Source organism: Anaeroplasma sp. (genome assembly GCF_034179385.1).
Lineage (GTDB): Bacteria > Bacillota_I > Bacilli_A > Acholeplasmatales > Anaeroplasmataceae > Anaeroplasma.
Genome location: NZ_JAXFPY010000059.1, coordinates 1 through 21,649 on the forward strand (window position 1 = coordinate 1; position 21,649 = coordinate 21,649).

General features: G+C 33.2%; 14 protein-coding genes and 1 riboswitch. Of the genes, 12 read left to right on the forward strand and 2 right to left on the reverse strand.

Features of this window, described 5'->3' with window-relative positions:
• The 12 genes from SPJ17_RS03760 to SPJ17_RS03815 all read left to right on the forward strand — a co-directional run.
• Positions 1-864: RHS repeat-associated core domain-containing protein (locus tag SPJ17_RS03760; protein WP_321092884.1), on the forward strand; the 864-nt coding region annotated here is incomplete at its 5' end.
• Positions 865-1,591: 727 nt separating this feature from the next.
• Positions 1,592-2,113 (forward strand): hypothetical protein, encoded by a 522-nt coding sequence (locus SPJ17_RS03765; protein ID WP_321092885.1) that lies wholly within the window; start codon positions 1,592-1,594, stop codon positions 2,111-2,113.
• A 13-nt stretch (positions 2,114-2,126) separates the two neighbouring features.
• A complete protein-coding gene (gene hprK, locus SPJ17_RS03770) occupies positions 2,127-3,050 on the forward strand; it encodes an HPr(Ser) kinase/phosphatase (protein WP_321092887.1) in 924 nt (307 codons plus the stop codon).
• Between the two features lie 10 nt (positions 3,051-3,060).
• Positions 3,061-4,623: a prolipoprotein diacylglyceryl transferase gene (gene lgt / locus SPJ17_RS03775; RefSeq protein ID WP_321092888.1), complete on the forward strand. Its 1,563-nt coding sequence runs from the start codon at positions 3,061-3,063 to the stop codon at positions 4,621-4,623.
• A gap of 2 nt (positions 4,624-4,625) precedes the next feature.
• Entirely contained in the window at positions 4,626-5,561 is a 936-nt protein-coding gene (gene whiA, locus SPJ17_RS03780) for a DNA-binding protein WhiA (protein ID WP_321092889.1), read from the forward strand.
• A 9-nt stretch (positions 5,562-5,570) separates the two neighbouring features.
• A complete protein-coding gene (locus SPJ17_RS03785; RefSeq protein ID WP_321092890.1) occupies positions 5,571-6,443 on the forward strand; it encodes a methylenetetrahydrofolate reductase in 873 nt (290 codons plus the stop codon).
• The gene (locus SPJ17_RS03790; protein WP_321092891.1) at positions 6,421-7,044 is read left to right on the forward strand and encodes a hypothetical protein; all 624 of its coding nucleotides are present in this window, start codon (positions 6,421-6,423) and stop codon (positions 7,042-7,044) included. The genes SPJ17_RS03785 and SPJ17_RS03790 overlap by 23 nt, the downstream gene beginning before the upstream one ends.
• On the forward strand, positions 7,026-9,371 hold the full coding sequence (locus SPJ17_RS03795) for a homocysteine S-methyltransferase family protein (RefSeq protein WP_321092892.1): 2,346 nt from the start codon (positions 7,026-7,028) through the stop codon (positions 9,369-9,371). The genes SPJ17_RS03790 and SPJ17_RS03795 overlap by 19 nt, the downstream gene beginning before the upstream one ends.
• Positions 9,372-9,374: 3 nt before the next feature.
• Positions 9,375-9,548, forward strand: a riboswitch (cobalamin riboswitch).
• Between the two features lie 44 nt (positions 9,549-9,592).
• Positions 9,593-10,918: a DUF4430 domain-containing protein gene (locus SPJ17_RS03800; RefSeq protein ID WP_321092893.1), complete on the forward strand. Its 1,326-nt coding sequence runs from the start codon at positions 9,593-9,595 to the stop codon at positions 10,916-10,918.
• A gap of 55 nt (positions 10,919-10,973) precedes the next feature.
• A complete protein-coding gene (locus SPJ17_RS03805; RefSeq protein ID WP_321092894.1) occupies positions 10,974-12,053 on the forward strand; it encodes a hypothetical protein in 1,080 nt (359 codons plus the stop codon).
• A gap of 88 nt (positions 12,054-12,141) precedes the next feature.
• Positions 12,142-12,942, forward strand: coding sequence for a hypothetical protein (locus tag SPJ17_RS03810; protein WP_321092895.1), 801 nt, complete (start codon positions 12,142-12,144; stop codon positions 12,940-12,942).
• A gap of 46 nt (positions 12,943-12,988) precedes the next feature.
• Positions 12,989-15,175, forward strand: a complete 2,187-nt coding sequence (locus SPJ17_RS03815; protein WP_321092896.1) for a Tex family protein — start codon at positions 12,989-12,991, stop codon at positions 15,173-15,175.
• A 72-nt stretch (positions 15,176-15,247) separates the two neighbouring features.
• Here the strand turns inward: SPJ17_RS03815 and SPJ17_RS03820 are convergent, their stop codons facing one another.
• Both SPJ17_RS03820 and SPJ17_RS03825 read right to left on the reverse strand, forming a co-directional pair.
• Positions 15,248-18,262: a hypothetical protein gene (locus SPJ17_RS03820; protein WP_321092898.1), complete on the reverse strand. Its 3,015-nt coding sequence runs from the start codon at positions 18,260-18,262 to the stop codon at positions 15,248-15,250.
• Between the two features lies 1 nt (position 18,263).
• Positions 18,264-21,557: a hypothetical protein gene (locus SPJ17_RS03825; protein ID WP_321092899.1), complete on the reverse strand. Its 3,294-nt coding sequence runs from the start codon at positions 21,555-21,557 to the stop codon at positions 18,264-18,266.
• Positions 21,558-21,649: the final 92 nt, after the last annotated feature.

The window sequence follows — 21,649 nt, forward strand, 5'->3', positions numbered from 1 at the left end:
GCCTATGGTAATACTATAAGCATTACAGGTGAAAACATATATAATCCATTTATATACAAAGGATATTATTATGATAATGATATAGAAATGTATTATTGTCATAATAGATTTTATAATCCAAAATGGAGAAGATGGTTAACCCCGGATAGTCCTAATTATTTAAACATAGATACTCCATCAGGTATGAATCTATTTATATATTGTAATAATAATCCTGTGACGGGGATGGATCCGACGGGACATTTCATGATATCCGCTTTGATTATTAGTACTATTATGGGTGTTGCAATAGGAGCTGGGGCTAGTGTAATTTCTCAAGGTGCAACTAATGGATGGGAAAATATTAACGGTTGGCAAGTATTACTTGATGGTACTATCGGTGGAATTAGTGGTATGTTAGCAGCAACCGGAATAGGTACTTTGGCTGCTGCTTGCATTTCTGGAGGACTTGGATTTGCTAGTAGTGTAGGAGGAGATCTGATTTCTAGTAAAGGAAATTGGACTTCTGTAAACTGGGGAAAAGCCGCCATTATGGGTGCTGTAAATTTCGGATTAGGAGCTTGGGCTGGAGCTGGTTCCCAAAATTCATCAGCACTCGGAAAAGGGTTGTTGAAAAACAGTGAAGTGAATAGGACATTTAGTATATTATATAAAGCAACAAATAACTATGCTGCAGGTGCAATTTCAAAAAGAGGATTTGCGGGCATATTTAACTTGTATGGTGGACAATTTATTAATGCTGTTTCAAAAGCATTGCCTGGTACAGTTGCTAAATTAACTGCTGTCAACTTAACTAAAATGGCTATTTCCACCGCCGGTTCAGCAGTATTAGCTTACAATATGAACAGTTGGGAGTGGTTATAATTGATTTGGTTGGTTATTTTACTACCATGGTTTATAATTGTGTATTGGTACTTTTGTACAATGATATGTCCGAATTGTTTTGATGGAATATCACAAAATATGATAGAAAAACAATCGATAGAACAAAAATCAATTTTGAATAAGCTATATATTCGAAAAAATGTTTTTCCTAAAATTAGGATAGTAGCAATGGAACTAATATTATTTATTTCTATTACAATTATTTGTAATGTTTGTGAAAGCTTGATTTATTGGGGTTATAACATAAAAGACATTGCTATATATGTTTCTATTATAAATTGTGCTTGTATTTTTATTGTTGGAACTTCAACAATTATATATTTAAACGTAAAAAAATAATCTCTTTTGGTAAGGCTTTTTCATTTTTTTAAATATTCCTAATTTGCACAGGGTTGGTACTAAATGGCTTAGTATCAACCTTTTTTCTTTATGCTTCATAATTAATCCTCCAAGTTCATTGTCAAGTTCTATTATAATTATTACAATCTCCTCAAGTAGTGATTATATTATATGGTACATTTTTTTTGACGCATTCAATTGCTCAATAACCCCATAAAAAAGAATAAACGAAATGCTCTATTTCTGTATCCCCCATTATAAAATCCCTCATATGGATTCCTATTTTTAGACAAAATATCCTTTTTCGTATGTTCTTGTAAATAGGGGTTAATTATTATATAATTAAGTATTGAAATGTGGTGAGACCATGGATAAAAGAAAGCTAAATATAGAAAAGAAGAAAAAAGAAATAGAAAATTTAATCGAAGAATTAAAGGAAAATTCTTCAGATATTACGAAAGATGAAATCAATGAGCTTGAGGAATTATTAGAAGAAATATTACAAATGGAACAAGAACCTCTAGGAAAAAGAATAGGTAGGGGTGTTGGATTATTCTCTATTCATTTTACTTTAATGTATTTTGTTTCTATTTTAGCCTTTGGACTATTTTTTCAAGAGGTCACCTTTACAAATAAATTCTTAGTATTCTTAGTTGCAGGAATTATTAGTATGATTCTTACAGCATTTGAGGATATACCAAGAAATCCATTCAGGAAGCATTTCATTTCAATGAATTTAATGATATTTACAATTATTATTTTAGGAATATATATTTTCAACCGTGATGTATATTCCGTATTTCAAAATTCGATTACATGGGTATTTTATTTAATTATCGTTATGATACTTTATTATTTCGTTGATAAAGCGATAAGAAGAATTAGCTAGAATGGAGGATAATATGGAAAAATTTGTTACTGTACAAGAGCTAATGGAAGCTATGAAGCTTGAATTACTTGCTGGGGAGGGTGGATTATTAAAAAAGATTACCTCAGATATGATTTCAAGACCAGGGCTAGAGTTTGCAGGATTCTATGATTATTTTGATAATAAAAGAATGCTACTGGTTGGATCTAAGGATGCAACCTTCTTGCATAAGCAAGGACCTGAGGCAATAAAAAAGAATCTAGATTATATTTTCGCTCACGATATTCCATGTGTTGTATTCTCAAGAAATGTAATTATTAACCCAATATTCTTCGAAATGGGTAATAAATATAATGTTGCTGTATTAAGAATGGATTTGCCTACAACAGCATCCTCATCAAAGCTTTATGTGTATTTACAGGATAAGCTTGCAGAAAGAATTAGTGTACATGGTACTTTAATGGATATTGGTGGTATGGGTACATTAATTATTGGTAAAAGTGGTATCGGTAAATCCGAAACAGCACACGATTTAATTAAAAGAGGACATCAGCTTGTTGCCGATGATTTAGTTGAAATCATGGAGCGTGAGCCAGGAAATCTAATTGGTACATCACCTAACGTTTTAAAGCGTTATATGGAAATTAGAGGTATTGGTATTGTAGATGTAATTTCTATGTTTGGTGCTGCATCCTATCGTGATAAGAAGATGATTCGTTTGGTTGTTGAGCTTGAGGCTTGGGATCAAAATAAATATTATGATAGATTAGGTATAGATGAGCAAAGAGCGAAATATTTCAATACAGAAATACCTAAGGTTACGATTCCTGTAATGCCAGGTAGAAACGTAGCATTACTTGTAGAATCTGCAGCAATGAACGAAAAGCTTAAATATTTAGGTACAAACGCGGCTAAGGAGTTTGTGGAAAAAATTAACCACAATGCCCAAGAAAGATAGGAGTAGATTTATGTTATTAAGTGCTTTTAATTCATACTTTAGAATTGGTAATTTAACCATTCATTGGTATGCAATATGTATTTTAATTGGAGTTATTATAGCCGTTTGGCTTGGCTTAAGAGAGGCTAAGAAGCTTGGCATTGGCTCTGATGTTATTTATCTTGGTGTATTAATTACTGTACCTATTGCGATTGTAGGCGCGAGATTATGGTATGTATTATTCAATTTGAAGGATTTTCATAATTTCGGTGAGGTGCTAGGCTTTAAGAACGGAGAATTCAATGGATTATCCGGCCTTGCCATACAAGGTGGTGTCATCTTCGCTTTAATTACGGTATATATCTATTGCAAAAAAAGACATGTTCCACTTTATATGATTATCGATTTAGTTGCACCTGGATTTTTAATTGGACAAATCTGTGGTAGATGGGGTAATTTCTTTAATCAGGAATTATATGGACCTATTATTCAAAACCCAGGCTTTATTTCAAGCTTAGGACCATTTGGTGAGCAAATGTATATCCATGGTGCATATCGTCACCCAGTATTCTTCTATGAAGCAATGTTAAATTTATGTGGATTTGTTTTTATGCTAATCGCAAGAAGAAAGATAAAAAAGCTAGAATCTGGCGATTTAATGGCGGTTTATTTATTATGGTATGGTATTGTAAGAATTCCATGTGAAGTCCTAAGATTACATTCTGGAGTTCAAGAGCCACTTATGATGGGACCAATTCCTGCATCTATTGCGACTGCAGTATTATTTATTGTTTTAGGTATATCTTTCTTTATTTTAAAGAGAACTATACTTACAAAGTTTGCTCCAAGAAGATTGTATCAGGATATATTAGAAGAGGTTAGAGAAAACCATATAGATACTCTAATCTTCGATTTAGATGGTACATTATTAGATACAAAAGAATTAATTGATCATAGCTTTATTGAAACATTTAGACATTTTAGACCAGATTATGAATTATCGGATAGTGAGCTTGATTCCTTCTTTGGCCCTACACTTGAGGAATCCTTCAGCAAATATAGTGATGACGCTAAAGAAGTCGAAGAAATGATTGCTTATTATAGAGAATATAATTTTGCTCATCACGATGAGCTTGTAATGGCATTTAAGGGTGCAAGAGATGTTTTAAGAACACTATCGAAAAAGAAGGGCTACCGTATTGGTGTATGCTCCTCTAAGAAGCGTGATTTAGTCATTCATGGTCTTGAATGGTGTGGATTAATCGATTATGTAGATGTTATCGTAGGCGCTGAGGATGTAGTGAAGCATAAGCCAGATCCTGAAGGGATTCTACTTGCTTTAAAGGAATTAAATGCAGTAGATATGGATTTAGATGATCAAGATAAGAAAAAGAGATTCCCAAGAGATGAGGAAGTCTATTTAAAGCATGCCTTATATATCGGTGATAATAAGGCAGATATTGATGCAGCAAAGGCCGCAGGAATTCGCTCTTGTGGCGTATTATACATTAAGCATCCAGAAGTTATGCTTGATGCAAATCCTACATTTGTAATTAATAAATTGACAGAATTATTAAATATTTGTGGTGAATAGAAATGAGCTTTTCAAAGACAGTAAAGGAGGACCTTTTAAAAAGGTCTAATCCGGATTTACTTTCTGATAAGCTAGAAATAGAAGCAATGCTAAGATTTGGAGGAGAGGTTATCTTTGGCAATCCCTTTAAGCTTAGCTTTACTTCTAGTTTAATGAGTGTTATAAGACGCTTCATTATGCTTGCGAAGAAGTACTATCCGATTGAATATGAAATTGAATCAAGAAAAATTGATAGGTTAGATAATCAATCGGTATATACAGCTACCCTAGGTAGTGGAGCGGATTTGATTATCAAGGATTTAAATATTATTGGCGCATCCTCAAGCTATAGAGAGTCTGAGCTTTCTATGGAAAATAAAATAAGCTACCTCAGGGGTGCGTTCTTAGTTCGTGGTAGCGTCAATGATCCTGCATCGAAATCCTCTCATTTAGAGATTTCTTCTTTAAATGAATCAGAAATTGTATTTGTTCAAAAGCTTTTAAATTCTTTGGATTTTAATGCAAGAATATCGAAAAGAAAGAATTATTTAATTTGTTATATTAAAGCAAAGAACACGATTGGCACACTACTTTATACCTTAGGGGCACAAGCCTCTATGGAATATTATGAGGATATGATTATTACAAAGGAAATAAAGGCATCTGCCCTAAGAAGTGTAAACTTAGATGTTGCCAATCAGGATAAAACGAATGAGGCCTCTAAGGAGCAATTAAAATATATTCAATTTCTAGAATATAATTATCCTTTAGGTGAATTAGATCAAAAGCTTTTAATGGTCATGAAGGTAAGAAAGGAATACCCAGAGCATTCCTTAAGCCAATTGCTTGAAATTATTCATGAGGAATATGATCCTAAGCTTACAAAATCCGGCTTAAATCATAGATTGAGGAAGCTAAAGGAAATTGCCCTAGATTACAAGCAAAAGCAAAAACAATAGGAGGATCCTATGAGAATTGATGAAATATTAAAAAAGAAAAGAACTCTATCCTTTGAGGTTTTCCCACCAAAGAAGGGCCAAGAGGGCTTAGATAAAATTTTTAATACCATAGATAAGCTTAAGGAATTTGAGCCAGATTATATATCGGTAACCTATGGCGCTGGTGGGGCGAATCGTAATTCTAATGTTGAAATTGCATCCTATATCAAAAATAAGGTTGGTATAGAAGCACTAGCACACCTAACGGGTGGACCATCGACTACACTAGATGTAGATTCCATTGTAAAAAGATTACGTGAGGAAAACATTGAAAATATATTAGCCTTAAGAGGCGATAAGCCAAAGGATTATGATTTAGAATATTGTAAAACATTCAAGCATGCGACGGATTTAATGCATTATTTAAAGGATGAGGATTTTACCTTAGCTGGCGCATGCTACCCTGAGGGGCATAGCGAATGTGATACATTATATGAAGATTTAATTCATATGAAGGAAAAGGAATTCGCTGGTGCTAAATTCTTTATCACTCAGGTATTTTATGATAATGCATATTATTACCGTTTGGTATCTGAGGCTAGAAAGATGGGCATAAAATCTCCAATTATTCCTGGTATTATGCCTTTAGTTTCACCAAAGAATATTCCATCCATTAAGAATATGTGTGGTGCATCCATTCCGCTAGATTTTAGAAATATGCTTGAGGTTTATAAGGATGATCCTGAATTACTCGAGGAATTTGGCATCAATTATGCTGTATATCAAATTGAGGACTTAATTGCAAAGGGTGCTCCCGGCATTCATTTATACATCATGAATAGAGCTTCTATTGCAAAGAAGATCTATGAAAGGCTAGAACATGTCTTTAGTAAATTATTCTGATATATCTCATATGGTATATTCCTATTTGGGATATAGGGATTTATCAAGGGATGAGGCGATCGATAAATTAATCGTTGAATGCTTAGAGGAAATCGATAGAATTTCCTCATTTCAATATATTTACCAAGAATACGACTATATTCTAGATTTCTTAAAAAAGGATAAATATTTAAAATATTTAGGCAATTCCACATCCTATCTTCTTTGTGCAACAACCCTAGGTGCACAAATAGATAAAAGAAGTAAATATTATCAAATGAAGGATATGGTAAAAATGTGCGTCTTTGATGCTTGTGCATCCGCATACTTAGAATATAGAGCGGATCTTTATGAAAGGACAATAAGAGATGATTTATCCTTCCGTTTCTGTCCGGGATATCAAGGAACGGAAGTAGCTGATATTCGTCCCATTCATGAGATTTTAAAAGCGGATAAAAGAATTGGAATTATTCTTTTAGATAGTAATTTAATGGTTCCACAAAAATCTATGATTGGCATTGTTGGAATTAAAAATAATGCTAAGAAAAGCTGTTATGATTGCTTCTTAGCTTCAAAATGTGATTATTTAAAGGAGGGATTAAGATGCTACAGGGAAAAATAGAAATCTTTGATGGTGGCTTTGGATCTGAGTTAGACAGGCTTGGACTTCCAACAACCAATCCTGAGGATTTAAACATAGATAACCCAGAAGTAGTTAAAGCGCTTCACCTATCCTATGCGAAATATGCAGATTATATTACAACCAATACCTTTGGTCTTAATTCTATTAAATATCACGGAAAATATACTATTAAGGATGTTGCGATAGCGGCAATATCTAATGCGAGAGTAACAAATAAAAAGGTGTTCTTTGATATTGGTCCAACAGGTGCTATGCTAAAGCCCTTAGGTACCTTAAGCTTTGATGATGCCTATAATGCATTCAAAGAAATCGCCTTAATTACAAGAGATCTTGTAGATGGCTATATCGTAGAAACATTTTCTGATTTATATGAAATTAAAGCCTGTATTTTAGCTTTAAAGGAGAATACGAATCTACCAATATATGCAACAATGACCTTCGATAAAACAGAAAGAACTCTAACAGGCTCAAGCCCTGAGATTGTCGCGAACACATTAACCAATTTAGGGGTAAGTGCTTTAGGTGTAAACTGCTCGCTCGGCCCAAAGGAATTATTTTCTGTTGTAAAAAGAATGACAGAATACACAAATTTACCTATCATTCTTCAGCCGAATAGAGGGCTACCTAAAATCAAAAATGGTAAAACCTATTACGATATGAGTGAAGAAGAATTCGTAAGCGAGGTAGAAAAATATATTCCACTTGGAGTATCCATTTTAGGTGGATGCTGCGGTACTACTCCAGAGTTTATTGAAGGACTTGCAAAAAAATTTAAAGGCCTTTTGGTTAAAGAAAGAGAATATAAACCTAAAACATTAATCAATTCCGCATCCAAAATGGTTGAAATTGATGGAGTTAAGGTGTGTGGAGAAAGATTAAATCCTACAGGAAAGAAAAGGCTTAAGGAGGCTCTAAGGGATTGTGATTATGATTATTTAGTTTCCTTAGCCCTAGCTCAGGAGGAAAACTCAGATTTATTAGATTTAAACTGTGGACTTCCTGGAATTGATGAGCCTAAGGTTATGCGGTGTGCAGTCACAAAGATTCAAGAATTTTCCGATTTACCGCTTCAAATTGATTCATCGAATGTAGAAGCAATTGAGGCAGGATGTAGATATTATAATGGTATTCCACTCATCAATTCGGTAAATGCGACTAAGGAAGTTATGGACAAGGTTTTTCCTATCGTTAAGAAATATGGTGCGGTTATCTTAGGTCTTGCGATGGATGATAATGGTGTACCTAAGACTGCAGAGGAAAGATTTGAAAAGGCGAAATTCATTTTAGATACTGCACGATCTTATGGTATTCCTAAGGAAAGAGTAATGATTGACACATTAGTTTTAACTCTATCTGCAGAGCAGGATTTAGCCATGGAAACCTTAAAGGCATTAACCTTAGTTCGAGGTCTTGGAGTGAAAACAGCACTCGGTGTATCAAATGTTTCCTTTGGGCTTCCCTACCGCCCATTATTAAATAGGACCTTCCTAACTATGGCTATGTATGCAGGTTTAAATATGCCTATTATTAATCCATCGGATGTAGAGATGATTCATGCAATTTATGCATACCGAGCTTTAGTTTCTATCGATAAGAATAGCGAAGCATTTATTGATCGCTTCGCTTTAGTAGAGGAAGCTAAAACTACGAATGCTTTAAAGGATAGTTTCGATAAAAAGACTGATTCAAAGGAAATGGATTTATATCTAGCGGTTAAAAAGGGCTTAAAGAATAGGATTCCAAATCTTTTAAATAAGGAGCTTTTAGATAAGAATCCTATGGATATCATCAATGAGTGTTTAATCAAAGCTTTAAATGATGTTGGTGATGCCTATGATAAAGGCAAAATGTATTTGCCACAGTTAATTGCTTCTGCAGAGGCTGCAAAGGAAGCCTTCGGCATTATTTCTTTAAAATTCCCATCTAAAGGCGAGATTAAGGGTGTTGTCGTTATGGCAACCGTAAAGGGAGATGTCCATGATATTGGTAAAAACATTTGTAAGGTTGTAATGGAATCCTATGGATATAAGGTTATCGATTTAGGTAAGGATACTAAAATAGAGGTTATTGTCGATGCATATCAAAAATATCATCCAGATGTCATTGGATTATCTGCGTTAATGACAACTACCGTAGCTTCTATGGAAGAGACAATCAAAGCGTTAAGGAAAATAAACTGCAAAGCTAAAATTGTTGTTGGTGGAGCAGTTCTTACAGAGGATATTGCGAAAAGAATAGGTGCGGATTATTATTCTAAGGACGCACTAGATTTAGTGAATATCCTAGATAGGATTATCAAAAAGTAAATATTTATTCGTTATTTATCGGGCGTCTTGCGAAAGACTTAATAAGGAATCAGGTGAAAGTCCTGAGCTGTACCAGCAACTGTAACAAGGACGAAATCCATTACCATTGGGCAACTGAGAAGGTAGAAAGTAGGATGAGAGGGAGTCAGGAGACTTACCCGAATAAATATAAAAATTAAAAAAGGAAATTGCATCTTGTTTGAGTGCTGCTGGGATACGGCATGAAAATAAAGAGAGCAAAATTGAGAAAAATGAAGAAGAGATTATTTGCGAGTACTATGATTTTTGGTCTTGCCATAGTACTTTCAAGCTGTGGTGGTGATAACAAAACCACGAGTGGTGAGGTTAAAACTACAACGGATTTAGGCAAAACCACGACAGAAACAAAGACCAATTTGGGTAGCTATACCATTGAGGTTTATGATCTTGATGGTGAATTGGTAGGTAATGAGACATTATCAACCCAAGAATACCCAAGCCTTTGGGAGGGCTTAAATGCCAAATTTGATGTTAAGGCAAAGGATAGTGATGGTAGCCACTATATAACTTCTATCAATCAAACAGTTCAAGATAAAAGCTTTAGCTTAATGATTTATGAAAATGATGTTCTTGCATCTTCAGGTGTAGATGGTATAGTTGTAGATAATGGAGATAAATTCACATTCAAAAATGAATGCTGGAATACAGTAGAATCTGGCTTAGGCACTATGGATTCTTATGAGGTATTACTTGATCAGGCAATATATCATTATGCTAAAACAAAAATGAAGGCATCTATTTTTCAATCTACAAGCTGTTTTGATGGTATATATTGGCAGTCTATAAGCTTATATTATATGATGAAGAATAATTATGATTCGAATCTATTTAACCTAAATTCTTATAGTGATGCTTATAAGGAATCTATCACCAATGCGAATTTAGATGATTTACCTAACGCAACCCCATGGGCAAGTGAGGCCAATTATGCGAAATGGTATTATGCCGCAAGATTATTTGATACGGATTTAACGAAATTCAAAGAAGTATATGGTACATATTTAGATAATTTAACTACATATGGTTCTGAATATGTGATGCCATTTTCATTATCTATCGCAAAGGAATTAGGATTAGATAATAAAATTAAAGATGAGGTTAAAAATCCAACCTTTAGAGCCTCCTTACAATATGGTACAGATGCCTTAGCTTGGCAGATTACTGGAATGGCTTTATATAATACATTAGAGGATAGTGAAATGAATGTATTTACATCAGATGCCATCCATCAGGCTGTCAATGATTTTGGTGCGGATTTGTCTACATCTATCGCAAATATTTTATTCCCTTTGGTTGCTATGAACAAAAACCCAAGAGACTTTGCTTTAGATGAATCAAATACAGATCTTATTAAATACTTATTCGATAACTGCTATGACAAAGAAGAAATGGTATTCGAAACAGAAAAATTAGGTACTGGTGATTATTCATCAAATCAAATTTATGCTTCATTAATGGCATATAAGATTCAAAGAGACCAAAAGAAGGCTGTGAATATTTTTGCTTAAAAAAATGGGAAGGATACTTCTTGGTGTCCTCCTTATTTCATTAATGATACTCAGTATGGTTTATGTGATTCTTCATAATAATCAAAAATCTGCAAATCGTGCAGGGACAATAACATTTATTGTCAATAATATGGATAATCAGATAGTAGAAAAGAAGCGTATTGAATATAAAAAGGATGACACCTTATTTGAGGTATTAAACAGCTTATATACAATTGAATATAAAGAAACTGGCTATGACCATTATTTAATTGGTATTCAAGGAGATTCCTTTAATATAAAAACGAATGGTACATCTACTTGGCTTTGGTTTGAACTATGCTATATAAAGGATGGTGTAAGCTATAAGGATACGATTGATTTTAATGATTATGTAAAACAAACCGTATCTACTGGAATCGATGGAATAGAATTAAAGGATAATATGATATTTGCCATTAACGAAAGGGATAATTTACATAATACCTCTATGTTCAATGATTCCATATCCTTTAATAGCTATTACAATTCTATAAAGGCCTTCCGTATTATCGTTTATGTTCTTTCAGGTATATTTTTAATTGCGGTAGTTGTATTCTTAATCGTAAGTAGAAAAAGCGATCATAAAATAACCGTAAGAGAATTATGCATATTAGCCTTCATGAGTGTATTACTCTTTGTTCAAGAGGAACTCTTGGTATTTATACCAAATTTCCAATTTACATTCTTACTTCTTGCGGTATATGTATCGCAATTTGGCTTTAAAAAGACGAGTCTTATCGTATTTGTTCATGTATTATTAGATAATATTTATATGGGAAGTCTAACACCTATTGTTATGATACCTATGTGGTTAGGCTATATGATCTATATTGGAATTATATGGCTACTTAAGAATAAGAACATATTGCTTTTAACCCTAGGTGCTATTTTAGGTGCATACATTTACTCTATGCTATTCTTAGTGACAAACATAGTATTCCTAAAGATAAATGTATATCTTTATTGGATCGCTGATATTCCATTTGAAATTATGTTAATTTCTACAATCGCATTCACAATGATTTATTTATATAAACCATTAAGTCGTAAGCTTGGTGAGTTATGGAATAAAGATAATGAAGTATATATAGAAGATAACGGAGAAATCCTATGATTTCTCTTATTTTTCTTGTATAGATGCCAAAATTATGATAAAATAATTTGAACTTTAACGTGTAGTATTTTTAAAGGAGATGATTGACTTGGCAACAATTAAAAGAAAAAAAGTATCCGGTAAAGCCACACAGGGTCAAAAAAAGAAGAATATCTTACATAATAAATTATTTTGGATAATCTCAGGAGTAGGACTTGCACTCGTTTTAGCAGCTGCAATTACCATTCCACTTGTACTTGCAAATCAAGATACAACTGAGGAAAAGATTGATTATGTTGGAAAGACTTATACATATAATGAAAAAGAAGTTACCTTCAAAAAGATGAGTTATGAGGGTGTGCTAATGCATGCGAATTCAGATGATTATGGTGATGGTACATATTATAAGCATATTTTCTTTGCTGCATTTGATTTCACAACATTCTATCCAGATAAGGCAATTGATGAGGGCAAGAATAAGGATGATGAATCTGTAACCTTCTATTATAAAGGAGAGCATGATTTAGCACTTAAGGCTTTAATTGAAATTCAATACACGATTAATCAATATAATGAAAAAATTTTAGCTGATGATGATGCATCGAATGATTCTTTGGTTGCAGTATTATACATGATTGATTTATCTGTTGGTAAGAATAAAAATGTGATTACAAGCGGAAAATTTGGTGGCAGCAGTGCATCAACAAACGAATTCGCTTTTGGTTATATTGCTGGTGAAGATGGCTTTAAGAGTTCATATGAATATGATTATGATTCTAAAACAAATGATCCAAAATCTTGGGGAATTTTCTTCACGGATTTTGCGACTATTAGAAGTGACTCTCGTCACGTTACTGAATTCATTACAGGTACGGACAAGCGTTCAAGTTTCCAATTAGAATTAGCATAAGATAAGGCCTAATGGCCTTATTTTTTAAAATAAAAGGAGAATTTATATGGCAGATGTAGTTTTAAATGATAATGTATTAAAGACAATAGAGGACAAATTTAAGGTTAAAAGAGACCAAATTGGTGCCGTTTTAGAAATGCTTGCTGACGATAAAACTGTAGCTTTTATTGCAAGATATAGAAAAGAGGCTACAGGAGGTCTTGATGAAGAGGCAATTCGTGCGATTTCCGATGAATATAATTATGGAGTTGCCCTAGAAAAGAGAAAAGCCGATGTCATTCGTTTAATTGAAGAAAAGGGTATGATGACAGATTCCTTAAGAGAAGATATTTTAAATGCTTCTAAGCTTATCGATGTTGAGGATTTATATCGTCCATATAAGGAAAAGAAAAAGACAAAAGCAACAGAGGCTATTGCCTTAGGTCTTGAGCCTTTAGCAGATATTATGCTAAAGCTTTATAATCAAGGAGATAAATGTGAGATTGTATCGAAATTTTTAACGGATAAAGTTAAAACTATAGATGATGCTATCACAAATGCGAAATACATTGTCGCAGAAAAAATTAGTGATAATGCAGATTTTAGAAAATATATCAGAGATGCTGCATTAAAATATGGAACTATTATTTGTAAGAAAAAGAAAAATGATAAGGATCCTGAGGAAAAATATAAGAATTATTATGATTCTTCCGAAAAGACAGGTTGGATTAAGCCTCATAGAGTTTTAGCAATTAATAGAGCTGAGGATGAGGATGTAATCAATGTTACACTTGAGCTTCAGCCCGAAAGAGATATTGATTTCTTAAGAAGACATATTACAAGAAATAGAGATTCCTTATTTAAGCAAGAGCTAGAGGAGGCAATAGAGGATTCCTATAAAAGATTAATTGCACCATCTATTGGAAGAGAAATCAGAAGCATTTTATCTGAAAATGCAGAAGAACAGGCGATTCACATTTTTGCAATGAATGTAAAGAATCTATTATTACAGGCTCCAATGAAGGGCCAGGTTGTACTTGGTGTTGACCCTGCCTATAGAACGGGATGTAAGCTTGCTGTAATTGATGAAAATAGTGGTGTAAAGGAAATTGGAGTTATTTATCCAAATGAAAAATCTAAGGATTCAAAGGTTGACCCTAAATTAGTTATGGAATCTAAAATTACGATTGCAAGATTAATTAAGAAATATAATGTATCTATTATTGCCATTGGTAATGGAACTGCAGGAAGAGAAACCGAAAGCTTCATTGCAGATGTCATTAAGGAAAACGGCTTTGATTGTAAATATGTAATGGTAAGTGAGGCTGGTGCATCCGTATATTCTGCATCCGATATTGCCATTGAAGAATTCCCAGATTTAACAGTTGAAAAGAGAAGTGCAATATCCATCGCAAGAAGAATTCAAGATCCACTTGCAGAGCTTGTTAAAATTGACCCTAAATCCATTGGTGTTGGACAGTATCAGCATGATGTTACACAATCAAAATTAAATAAAGCGTTAGATGATGTTGTATCGGATGCGGTAAACAAGGTTGGAGTTAATTTAAATACTGCATCGATATCCTTACTTTCCTATGTATCTGGCTTAACAAAGACAGTATCTAAAAATATTATTGCTTATAGAGATGAAAATGGCGGATTTAAGTCTAGAGAGGAATTAAAGAAGGTTGCAAAGCTTGGCCCTAAAACCTATGAGCAATGTGTAGGATTTTTAAGAATATTAAATGCGATCGATCCGCTAGATCAAACTCCAATTCATCCAGAATCCTATGATAAGGCTAAAGCTATATTAAAATTAATGAATTTAAGCGCAAATGACTTAGGCACAGAAAAGATTAGGGAGGAAATTAAAAAGCTTGATAAAAGCCAAATTTCAAAGGATTTATCCATTGATATGTTCACATTAAATGATATTTTAGATGCATTTGAAAAGCCACTTCGTGACATTCGTGATTCCTACCCTGGATTAAAGCTTAGAAGCGATATTATGCACTTTGAAGATATCAAGGTTGGAGATGAGCTTGATGGTACAGTAAGAAACGTAGTTGACTTTGGTGCATTCATCGATTGTGGCGTTAAATATGATGGATTAGTACATGTATCGAAGATGAGTACACAAAAGGTAGCCCACCCATCGGATATCTTAAGTGTTGGGGATCAGGTACATGTTTATGTAATTGATATTGATTATCAGAAGCATAAGATGGCGCTATCCTTAATTAAACAACAATAACAAATTATCCTAGCAAAAATGCTAGGATTTTTTTGTGCAAAAGAAAAGGCAAACCGAGGTTTGCCTAAATTCTTATTTCGATTTTGGTCTATCCCAATTATAAGTACCATCTACCCAAGGAAGATATTGATTCTCATCTCCCCAATCGATAACTGCATTCTTGTAATATTCAACATCTAATCCAGCGTTTGTATCATAAGTGAATACCTTTGGACCATTTGTAGCGTCGATTTGGATATTTAACTTAGATAATAATAAGAAGGTTTGGAAATTAGAGCTTACATATTTAGAAATAGAGTTATCAAATAGTGTAGAGCATAAGGATGCAATATTTGATTCTAGAGAAGATGTAGCACTATTTGCCTTTTGAACATAATAGATGAAGAATTGGTTGAATGAAATTTCAGAGGAATTCTCATTCCAAGAATCTGTATATACAACGATAGATTCATCCTCATCTGTAGATTCATCATCTGCAATTAATGTAATAGGAAGATTGTTTGCATATTGTGATTCATAATCACTTGGCTTCTTGTAATCTGTAGAATCTGGTCCGCTATAGCTATTAACGATTAATAGGTGGTAGCCATATACCGTCTTACATAGGGTATCGATTGTAATCTTTGATGCATCGGTATCCTTATCAAGTACATGACCTTTCTCTTCAGCAGAATCATAGATATAGAAATTACCATCCTCTGCAATTTTTGTATCAGCCTCATCTAATGTCTTGTAAACATTCTTAACGTAATTCTTGAATGGCTCTACGAAATTAGAAACAGAATCCTGAGTGATATCACCATTAGAAGCTAGCTCTTCAACAGTTAATAGGAATTCGAAGGACTTAAAATCATCCCAAGTCTTCGTAGGGTCAGTCTTTAATGACTTACCCTCTTCGTAAGCCTGCTTTAGATATTTTAGGATTGTATAGTAGGAATTGTCACCATATAGGCCACTTGTAGCCTCAACATATAATGCCTGAGCTAATTCTACTACAGCATTTTCGAACGCTTCCTTAGTTTCATCAGATAAATCCTTTAAGAATACATCTGGATCATCAGGCTTACCATCACCATTCGCATCAATATTAATTAAGAAATGATCTAGGTTAATATTGAATAGTGTAGAATAATCCTTATTACCACTTGTTAATAGGTTATATAGAATACCTTGGGTCTTATAAGCTTCATTAATGTTATAAATCTTCTTACCCTCAGCATCGGTCTTTTCCTGATTTAATACAGCCCAATCCTCAAATACCTTTTCAGCCTTGTAGCTTGTTAAGCACTTAGCTGCATTAAAGTAATATTTTAATACATCCTCTTCGTTTTCATAGCCATATGCAATTAATAAATAATTTTCAAGTCCCATAGAAGAAGGATATTGAGAATTACCATTAGAATTGAATGTTGAAATAGCATCCTTTATAGTATCGCTATTTTTGGTCTTTGTATCCTCATCGATATATTTATCGATGAAGGAATTTGCATATTCTAATTGGAAATAATTTGTAATTGTCTCAGATGCATAATATAGGCTTGCATCCTTATAGAAATCCTCACAGCTATATTCAATGCCATCATAAGAGAAGATTAAATTATCCTTGAAATAAGACTTATCCATTAATGTATAAACATCAGAATAAGAATTATAGAATCTATATTCAGCTACTGGATCATAAATTCTTAAATCATTATCCTTGTTCTCATCATTTAAATTCTTATAGATTAAAGCCTTATAATTTGTTGATGCATAATTAGAAGCATTCGATTCTATTGTATCCCACTTTAAATAAGTAGTATACTTTTCCTTTTGCTCTTTAGTTAAATCAGCAAATTCCGTTTCCTTATCGGTTGAAGAAACATCATACTTAGTACTCATATGATAAATCATATAATACTTATCGGATAGGTTTCTTGGTGATTTAAAATATTCACCATTCTTTAATGTATCTGTAATAGCTGTTTTAACTGTATCGTTTAATTCACTTAAGCTATTTTTATCCTTAGAAACTGTATAAGTGAATCTGTCATCATCTAACGCTGTTGCAGGGTCATATGCATAGGTTAAATTATATAATTTTAAATAATAATCCTTAACCTTTTCTTCAGTATCCGCCTCATCTAAGCTATAGCCTAAAGCCTTTGTAGCTTCATCGGCAATTTTTAATGCCTCACGTCTTGAATTGAACTGAATGATTACAGCCTTATATTCACCATATGTTTTATATGTAGTATTATATAAGGATTCCATCTTCTTTTCATCAAATAGATAGTTTGAGCTATTCTTAGTTTTTTCATCTGTAGATGGGTCTGCATCATATTCATAGATGTATTCCTCATCTGCAATTTGATATAATGCATTCTTACTTGCAAGCTTTTCAGATTGTGTAATAATGAAGGAATCCACTAATCCTCTATAGTTTTCAACGATAGATTTGAAATTTGTAAATTGGATTACATCACTATTATCTGTTGGCTGTTGGAAAGCTAATTCAGCCTTAGTAATGGTAATTCCACGTCTTGCTTGAGTCTCAATATATTTTGTGTAATATTTCTCGATAACCTTATCCTCGATATCAGCAACCTTCTTTGCAGAAGTAGCAGAGAATATTCCACTAGATAATAAGGATTGAATTGCGTTTACCATATAACGACGAATATATTGATAATTATTTAATGCACCTGTTGCATCAAGTGTTGTAGCACTTAGGCTATAAAGGGGAGTATCATTCTTAGTTAATGTAATTAAAGCCTTTGTAGAATCCTTAACATCAGCTAGGTTCTCATGAGTTAAAACATCAACTACAGCATCATATTCCTTGCTGTAAACAGCCTTTTTAATATTATTTGTAACAAAAGTGTTTCCAGAATATCTTAATCTAGAATAGAACTGTGCCAAAGTCATCTTCATGGTTTCATTTGTAATGTCATTCGATGCAGTGGCAATTACAGTATCCGAATTGTATTTGTTGCCTTCACCGTAAGGTACGCTAGAATTTCTTGTCTCTCCACCACAGGAAGCAAGAGTTAATGCCATTAATCCTGTAGTACTTGCAAGAAGTAAGCTCTTGAATGCCTTTTTCATCTTAAGCCTCCTCCTTTAAAATAGTTTTAATGCTATCCCACCAAGTAACTAGATTACCATTTTCATCCTTGTAATCATATAGGTTCGATGTACCTGTTGTATCATTATATAAATAGCTATAATTATCAGCAGAAGTTTGTGCGATAGCTACAATCTTAGCAAATGCATCATTGTTGCCGCTCTTAGTGAAGCTAATGCTTGCATTTGTAGAATTTTCAATATAATTAATTAAAATAATTCTTTGTGTCTCAGAAGAAGTAAAACGAGTTACTACTGGAGATAGATATCTTGAATATGCATCGGATAATGATTGAGGAGCTAAAGTGGATGAACCATGGATTGCATAATCTAGAATGTAGAACTTAATCTGGTTGAAATTTAATTCCTCAGTATCATTATAGATATCTGTAATTGTGATAGGGTTCTCGTTATACATGAATACGATATTCTCTAAAATACCCTCGCTATTATCTGTCTTAGTCCATTTTGCGGATGCAGAAGTAGTACCAGATGTAACCATGATTAGGTTATATCCATCATTCGTTTGAATGATAGTGTCATCGTCAGCCTTAATTACGGTATCCTTATCACCCATTGGCTCGATATAGCATGTTGGATATGTATTATTTAAGAAATATTCATAAGTCTTTGTGATATTTCCATTTGCATCTAAGCTATAGCCTCTTGCATAATCATATAGACGCTGCTTTAGATCAAAATCAATATCTGTTGTTGCGTTTGTAGCAGTGAATTCTGCAGTCTTTACATTTAAACCTAAATGTCTATAAACTGCCCAAGTGTTTTCAGCAGAAATAGGGTTCTCATCATAAGCGGCCTTTGCAGAAGATGAAATCTCGCTTACTAGCTGGCTTGCAGTCTCTGTATGAGAGGATGTTGATGCACTAATCTTATTGTAGATTTCCCAAACGAATTGTTTTGCAACCTCACCGAAGGTCTTACCTGCAAATACGCTTGTTGCATCATAATCAGATACAAGCAAATCGCACCAATCAGAAACCTTATCCTCCTTGCCGTCATCATCTCTATCTAAATATACATAAAGACGAGTACCACCTAAGGAGAAATAATTTGCCTCTTGGATATCAACATATTTTTCAAAGAAGTTTACTAGCTTATCTGAAGAATAATCTGTTAATAGCTTAGAGGATGCAGCATTTACTCTATAATAATCATCAATGATCTTTTCTACATCGGCAGTATGGAAATATAGCATTAAGAAATTATATTTACCAATAGATGCAGGATATCCACTTTGAGAATAATAATCATTAGAGAAGCTTAATAGCATATTCTCAATATATCTCTTATATAAATCTCTATCCTTATTTGTATCCTCGTATGCCTCTGTAGTCTTAATAATCTTTGAAGATATTAAATCAACCGCAGTAGTTGTACCACTCTTTGCCTCTAAGTAATCAAATACACCAAATGGAGTAGAAGTACCAGGAATTAAGACAGAATCCTTATCCTCACTATCTCCAACAATATTTAAATTCCAAGTTACATTATCATAAGAAATCGTAGCTAAAATGTTATCATTTCCTGCCTTAGATAATGCATTTGAATAATCAGCATTATCTGCAGAATACTTTATTTCACAAGCTTCATTGTAAATCTTTACAGAAACATCATCTAATTCTTCACTTAAATAATTTGTAATTGCAGAAGAAGTAATATCATCCTTCTTTAATAATTCTAATATATCTAAGGATAAGGATGGATAGGCTTCAGTATCTAATAATAATGCAGTGATATCTGTAGAGTTTCTTTCCTCTTCGTTATACCATTCCTTAAAATGAATTAAGGAAGAATCTGTAATTTCCTCTTTATCCACATGATGTGTATATTCATCAAATTTATAAGCTAAGGATGTACCTAGATTTGATGTTTGACCGCTATAAGAATAGCAAGTAGAGCCTTGCTTTAGCTTTAAGGTATCATACATATAGGTTTTGAATGTATCACCATAAAGCTTCTTTAAATTTTTTGCAGTATAGTAAGTCTCTTCATCGTTATCTGCCTTAAGCGTATTTTTGGCCTTCTCTAGCATTTCCTCAACTGTAGTTCCTGGAGTAGGAGATGCATAAGCCTCTAAGATTTCATCCGTTAATCTTCTTAATTGGTTTAGCTGTGTATAAGCTGTACCAGTATAAGTAGAGGATAGCTTTTTTCTATATCCGCCATATACATAATTATATATTTGGATATAAATTTCTAGGATGGCTTGGCTAGATACAACCGTTGCCATCTGGTTACCTTCATCATCACGGCCATTATTTAGATTACTTGTAGAGAAATCATCATAATATTTGATGTAATCCTCATAAGTCATATAGCCATCTGCATTTAAGGTATATTTATTCGTATCCTTTGAATCATAAATATAATATAGGTTCTTACCATTGAACTTTAATCCAAAGGCTCTTAATGTATCTTCCATTTCACTTGAGTTTGCAAAATTGATAATGATAGCACTCATATCATAATTATTTGTGTACTCTTCCTTGAATTTAGATACATATTTTGATACAGCATAATAACCCCACTGATCATCATCAGCATCTGTATCTTCTTCATCCGCCTCTTTAATATCCTCCTCAAGTCCACTATAGGCTAATAATTCCTTTGCATAAAGAGGATAATAGATTTGAGATAAGCCCTTTGCAAGCTTTAAATAGTTTGCAAAATTATCCTTATAATTCTTGTAATCTGCTTTTTGAATTAACTTAAGTAATTCCACCCCATCAATAGTGTCAACTAAATATTCAGAATAAATCTCATCTACATATTTAGCCTCAAGGGTATCAATATCGACACGCTTTAGGGATTCGAAATTGTCCCAATAGTTATCGGTTTGATAAGTGAAATTATAGATGTCTTGTACTACGTAATCTACAATTCTTTCTTCATAATTTTCTTTCATCTTGTTATAAGCATCATCGCTATAAACATTATTCTCGCTATCAAAGCCTAAAGCTTCTTTATCCTGTCCTGTAAGAGAGCTAGAATTCTTAGATAGAACAATGCTAATACGATTGATATACTTATTTAAAACTACATTGGTAATTTGAGTATCTAAAACCTCATTCGATTTCCATTTAAGCTCGTTCCAGATATCTCCGTAGGATACGGAATAATCTCCACTAGAAGCATAGATGGCATCTAAATCGATTTTACCATGATTGTCCGATGCAGCTGAACAAGATGCTAAAGATATTGCGAATGCGCTAGCAAGGGAAGCAGTAACCGCTCTGCGCAATGTTTTCTTTGTCATTGTCATTCATACTCCTTTATCTAAAAAATTAAACTAATGCAAATAATATCATATCATTTATGGATTTAAAATGCAATGAAATTATAAAATTG